The sequence below is a fragment of the Mesorhizobium sp. P5_C1 genome (assembly GCF_054049815.1).
This window is the reverse complement of sequence record NZ_JBFULQ010000409.1, coordinates 1-5165: the sequence shown is the minus strand read 5'-3', so window position 1 is coordinate 5165 and position 5165 is coordinate 1. Positions and strand designations below refer to the sequence as shown.

General features: G+C 63.2%; 6 protein-coding genes. 5 read left to right on the top strand and 1 reads right to left on the bottom strand.

Features of this window, described 5'->3' with window-relative positions; genetic code table 11:
- Both ACXJ7R_RS24505 and ACXJ7R_RS24500 read left to right on the top strand, forming a co-directional pair.
- Positions 1-224 (top strand): YciI family protein (locus ACXJ7R_RS24505; RefSeq protein WP_457154083.1); only part of this gene is annotated, 224 nt, incomplete at its 5' end.
- Positions 221-1153 carry a heme-dependent oxidative N-demethylase family protein gene (locus ACXJ7R_RS24500; protein ID WP_457154082.1) on the top strand — a complete coding sequence of 311 codons (933 nt, stop codon included), beginning with the start codon at positions 221-223 and terminating at the stop codon, positions 1151-1153. The genes ACXJ7R_RS24505 and ACXJ7R_RS24500, both read left to right, overlap by 4 nt.
- 6 nt (positions 1154-1159) lie before the next feature.
- Here ACXJ7R_RS24500 and ACXJ7R_RS24495 read toward each other — a convergent pair whose 3' ends face one another.
- Positions 1160-2038: a LysR family transcriptional regulator gene (locus tag ACXJ7R_RS24495; RefSeq protein WP_457154081.1), complete on the bottom strand. Its 879-nt coding sequence runs from the start codon at positions 2036-2038 to the stop codon at positions 1160-1162.
- Between the two features lie 108 nt (positions 2039-2146).
- On the opposite strand from ACXJ7R_RS24495, the gene ACXJ7R_RS24490 reads away from it, so the two are divergent.
- The 3 genes from ACXJ7R_RS24490 to ACXJ7R_RS24480 all read left to right on the top strand — a co-directional run bounded on the left by ACXJ7R_RS24490 (position 2147) and on the right by ACXJ7R_RS24480 (position 4988).
- Positions 2147-2893: an SDR family NAD(P)-dependent oxidoreductase gene (locus ACXJ7R_RS24490; protein WP_095084564.1), complete on the top strand. Its 747-nt coding sequence runs from the start codon at positions 2147-2149 to the stop codon at positions 2891-2893.
- Positions 2894-3077: 184 nt separating this feature from the next.
- Positions 3078-4523 carry a homospermidine synthase gene (locus ACXJ7R_RS24485; protein ID WP_095084565.1) on the top strand — a complete coding sequence of 482 codons (1446 nt, stop codon included), beginning with the start codon at positions 3078-3080 and terminating at the stop codon, positions 4521-4523.
- Between the two features lie 87 nt (positions 4524-4610).
- Positions 4611-4988 carry a hypothetical protein gene (locus ACXJ7R_RS24480; RefSeq protein ID WP_457154080.1) on the top strand — a complete coding sequence of 126 codons (378 nt, stop codon included), beginning with the start codon at positions 4611-4613 and terminating at the stop codon, positions 4986-4988.
- Positions 4989-5165: the final 177 nt, after the last annotated feature.

Sequence of the window (5165 nt, the reverse complement as noted above, 5' to 3'; positions counted from 1 at the left end):
ATATCGAATGGCTGAAGGCCTGCTATGCGGACGGCATCTTCGTCGCCTCCGGCCCGAAGAAACCGAGAACCGGCGGCATCATCATCGCGCAATGCCCGCGCGAAGTGCTCGACGCCAGGCTGGCAGCGGATCCCTTCGCCATGGCCAACGCAGCCGACTATGATGTCACCGAATTCCTAGCGAGGCTGACCACCGCCGTCCTGGACGATTTCAGGKAAGTATGAGCTTGGCCGGGGCGCTGCCCACCCATACGCCCTATGACGGCTCGTCGAAACTCTTCAGCATCGGCCTGAAGCCGCTCGATCCGGCAGACTGGATCGAGGTCGACGACCTTCTGCTGCCGTATCTCGCCGAGAAGCGCCGGCTCTATGCCGAGATCCCCGAGCGGGTTTTCGTCGAGGAGGACGGCACGCGGGACGCTCAGCAGGAAGTGCTGGAATTGCTCGGCACGCATCTGCCGGACAGATTTCCCGATACCTATCGGCGCACCGACGCGGGCATCGAAGTCGTGGGCATGGAGAGCCATTTCGCCATCCCCGCCGGTCTCGACGGCGCACCGCTCGTCGCCGCCTCGCTGTTGGTCCAGGAAGACCTGATCCTGATGCGCCGTAGCGACAACGGCTGGCGGCTCGTCGCCGGTTCGTTGTGCTTTCCCTCATCCTGGCTGCTGGTCGAGAAGTTCGGCCGGCCGCTGCAGGATATCCACGCGCCGGTGCCGGGCTTCGGTCCGGGTACCCGCCCAGCCGAGCTGATCAACCGCATGTTCGACGGCCTCCAGGGCCAGGCAGTCGAGCGCTTCAACTGGTCGATCCAGGCCGACAATGCGCTCTATCATCMGCTGTCCAATGTCGAGCGCATCGACCGCGCCACCAACCGGCCGACACGCTTCCCCGATGGTGACGTCAGGGCGCACGCCTTCATCCGCGTGGAGCGTCAGACGTTGCGCAAGCTGCCGTCCTCGCGCGACATCCTGTTCACCATCCGCATCCACCTCGACCCGCTCGCCGTGCTGGATCGGCACCCGGACCGGGCGACGCTCGCACTGTCCTTTGCCGCCCAGCTCGAAGCGCTCGATCTCGACCAGCTCGACTACAAGGGCCTGACATCGGACCGCGACCGGCTGATCGAACGATTGAAGACAATGGCCGGCTGAAGCCGGCTACAGGCTGCACGCCAGAAAATCAACGAACGCCCTTGCCCTGACGCTGGCCTTGCGTCCGGCCGGAAACAGCGCCCACAATTCAACGGGCGGCAGCGCCCAGTCGACCAGGATCGGCCGAACCGCACCGCTGCGCAGTTCCGCGTCGAACATCCATTCGGAGCCGACCGTGAAGCCGATGCCGGCAAGTACTGCCTCACGTATCCCTTCGGCGGAAGTCACGCGCAGCCGCCCTTGGCCGGCAAGCGAAACCTCTTCGGCGCCTCGCCGGAATGTCCAGCGATTGGAAGTGCCTGCTCGGACGAAAAGGATCGCCTCGTGCCGCGACAGCTCATCGGGCGCGATGGGTTCGCCCTCGCGTGCCAGGTAGGAGGGCGCCGCCACCACGAGGCGACGACAGGTGGCGATCTTGCGCCCGATTTGAGCGGGGGCGAAGCTTTCACCCAGTCGCAGCATGACATCCACCCCTTCCTCGACGAGGTCGACGTTCCTGTCGTCCATCGCCACCTCGACGTCGAGCCTCGGGTGAGCGTCCAGGAAGGCTTTCAGCCTCGGAACGATATGCAGGCGACCGAAGGTTACCGACGTACCGATGCGCAGCAACCCGGTGAGCGCCGCCGCAGTGCCACGCGCCGCGTTCTCTGCTTCGTCGGCCTCGTCGACCGCGCGCTTGGCGCCTTCATAGAAGCTGAGGCCCGCATCGGTCGGCGAGAGACCTCGGGTGGTGCGCGACAGCAGGCGAACGCCGAGCCGTTCCTCGAGCTGCGCGATGGCCTTCGAGACGGCAGGCTGCCCGACGCGCAAATGCCGCGCGGCCGCCGAGAACGAGCCGGTTTCGATGACCCTTATGAAGGTGTTCATCACCATGAGCCTGTCCATCTATTCCACCTTGGAATTAGTTATATGGCATTACTCACTCTACCTGACCCATCCAGGAATGGCCAATTGGTCGATTGTCAAATCCATCCATCCATTCGGAGAACCAAAATGGGCAAGCTCAACAACAAGGTCGCCATCGTCACCGGCGCCGCGCGAGGCATCGGTGCGGGCATCGCCAAACGGCTGGCGGCGGAAGGCGCCGCCGTCGTGGTTAACTACGCCTCCAGCCGTGAGGCTGCAGAACGCACGGTCAAGGAGATCGTCGCTGCCGGTGGCAAGGCGACTGCGGTTCGGGGTGACGTGGCCGAGGCCGCCGAAGTCGAGAAGATGTTCGAGGCCGCCGAGATCGCATTCGGCAAGCCAAGCATTCTGATCAACAACGCCGCGACCGCCAGCTTTGGCACTTTCGAGGAAGCCAGCGAGGCGGATTATCGGCGGCTCTTCGACACCAACGTACTGGGCACGATCCTGACCACAAAGGCTGCCATGCGCCACTTCCCCGAGACCGGCGGCAGCATCGTCAACATCGGCACGATCTCGAGCTGGAACCCGGTGCCAAACACCAGCCTGTATTCGGCCAGCAAAGCGGCGATCGATACGCTGACGCTTAGCCTGTCGAGAGAACTCGGAGCCCGCAACATCCGTGTCAACATCGTGGCGCCTGGCTATACCCATACCGAAATGACCGAAGGTATGGTTGGCACCGATTTCGGCAATATGCTGATCGCTGGCGTCCCCCTTGGCCAGCGCTTCGGCAAGCCGGACGACATCGCCCCGACGGTGGCCTTCCTCGCCTCGGACGAGGCGGCGTGGCTGACCGGCGAACGCATCAACGCGTCCGGCGGCGCTCGCTGATACGACGCCGGCTTAACATCCGCCATCGGGCGGCCATGGCCTCCCGGTGGCATCGCCGAGCACTTCCACAGCGGCGTTCCCAGGCGTTTCGCTGCTTTTCCCTTTATTGTGACAATGATCTATGGTTTGTCGCGCCGCGGCCAAGCGGCTGTTCCGGAGTGTTTTTTGAGGAGTGCTCGATAAAATGGCGAATGAAAACTGGCCCGTTTATGGTGAGATCACCGGCCCTGTGGTGATGATCGGCTTCGGCTCGATCGGACGGGGGACGCTGCCGCTCATCGAACGCCATTTCACGTTCGACAAGTCGCGCATGACGGTCCTCGACCCACGCGACACCGACCGCAAGCTGCTCGACGAGCGCGGCATCGCCTTCGTCCAGGACGCAGTGACCGAGAAGAACTACAAGAAGCTTTTGACGCCGCTTCTGACCAATGGCGGCGGCCAGGGCTTTTGCATCAACCTATCGGTCGATACCGGCTCGGTGGACCTGATGCGGCTCTGCCGCAAGCTCGGCGTGCTCTACATCGACACCGTCGTCGAGCCATGGCTCGGTTTCTATTTCGATGCCCAGGCCGACAATGCCAGCCGCACCAACTACGCGCTGCGCGAAGCGATGATCAAGGAAAAGCACGACAAGCCCGGCGGCGCGACGGCGGTCTCCACCTGCGGCGCCAATCCCGGCATGGTCTCGTGGTTCGTCAAGCAGGCGCTGGTCAACCTCGCTACCGATCTTGGCCTCGAGTTTTCTGAGCCTACGCAGGATGACCGCGAGGGCTGGGCCAAGCTGATGAAGAAGGCCGGCGTCAAGGGCATCCACATCGCCGAGCGCGACACCCAGCGCGCCAAGAAGCCGAAGCCGATGGCTGTGTTCTGGAACACATGGTCGGTCGAGGGCTTCATTTCCGAGGGCCTGCAGCCTGCCGAGCTCGGCTGGGGCACGCATGAGACGTGGATGCCGAAGAACGCCAAGAAGCACAAGCACGGTTCGAAGGCCGCCATCTACCTGGAGCAGCCCGGCGCCAACACGCGCGTGCGTTCATGGTGCCCGACGCCAGGGCCGCAATACGGCCTCCTTGTCACGCACAACGAGGCGATCTCGATCGCCGATTTCTTCACCGTGCGCTCCAGGAAGGGCAAGGTTCAATACCGCCCGACCTGCCACTATGCCTATCATCCCTGCAATGACGCGATGCTGTCGCTAGACGAGATGTTCGGCGCCGCTGGCAAGCCTCAGCCGGTGCACCACGTGCTCGACGAGAACGAATTGGTCGATGGTGTCGACGAACTCGGCGTGCTGCTCTACGGCCACGACAAGAATGCCTACTGGTACGGCTCACATCTTTCGCTGGCCGACGCGCGCAAGCTGGCGCCCTATCAGAACGCCACCGGTATGCAGGTCACCTCGGCGGTTCTCGCCGGCATGGTCTGGGCACTGGAAAACCCTGAAGCCGGCATCGTCGAGGCCGACGAGATGGACTACAAGCGCTGCCTGGAAGTGCAGTCGCAATATTTGGGACCGGTCGAAGGCCACTACACCGACTGGACGCCGCTCGATAACCGCCCCGGCCTGTTCCCGGAAGACCTCGACCGCAGCGACCCGTGGCAATTCCGCAACATCCTCGTCCGATAGCAGCCCCGTCAGCATGCCTCGTTGCCTTGCAATCGCCCGGAAATCAGGCGATTGAAGGGATGCGGACTGAGGAGAGGATTTTTTAAAATGAACATTGCGCGCAAGATTGTTTGGATGAGCGTTGCGGCAGCCACTGCAGTGGGGCTTGCTGGCTGTACGACCAGCGGCCCGGATGGACCGCCGATGGCGGCTTCGCCGAAAGGCGTCGAAGGCTCCTGGATCGACGCCAAGGGCACCGGCCTTTCGACCTTCGCCAGCGGCACCTTCACGACCGTCGCCACCGACACCGGCCAGAAGCTTGCCGATGGCAGCTACACCATGACCGGCGCCACGTCGGTGCAGATCAATGGCACGTCGCTGATCCGCCAGACCGCGGTCAGCTTCAACTGCCTGATGGTGTCGACAAGCCAGCTCAACTGCACCAGCTCCAGCGGCCAGAACTTCGTGCTGACACGGCGCACCTGAGCCAGCGAGTATTCGGTTCCCCAAGGGGACGGCGGCCATCGGCCGCCGTCCCTTTTTTATGCCGGCAAAAGTCCCCGGATTTCCGCTTGCGTCATCTGGAACGCGATGGGAACATGGTTCCAAACGCCGACTGTTATGTTCCAGTCAAGCAAGAGCGTTAAACGCCTCTGATCAGCC

Bases quoted from the DNA above. Each gene is read 5' to 3' on its own strand.
- ACXJ7R_RS24490 (WP_095084564.1), top strand. From the start codon at position 2,147: ATGGGCAAGCTCAACAACAAGGTCGCCATCGTCACCGGCGCCGCGCGA.
- ACXJ7R_RS24480 (WP_457154080.1), top strand. From the start codon at position 4,611: ATGAACATTGCGCGCAAGATTGTTTGGATGAGCGTTGCGGCAGCCACT.
- ACXJ7R_RS24495 (WP_457154081.1), bottom strand. From the start codon at position 2,038: ATGGACAGGCTCATGGTGATGAACACCTTCATAAGGGTCATCGAAACC.
- ACXJ7R_RS24485 (WP_095084565.1), top strand. From the start codon at position 3,078: ATGGCGAATGAAAACTGGCCCGTTTATGGTGAGATCACCGGCCCTGTG.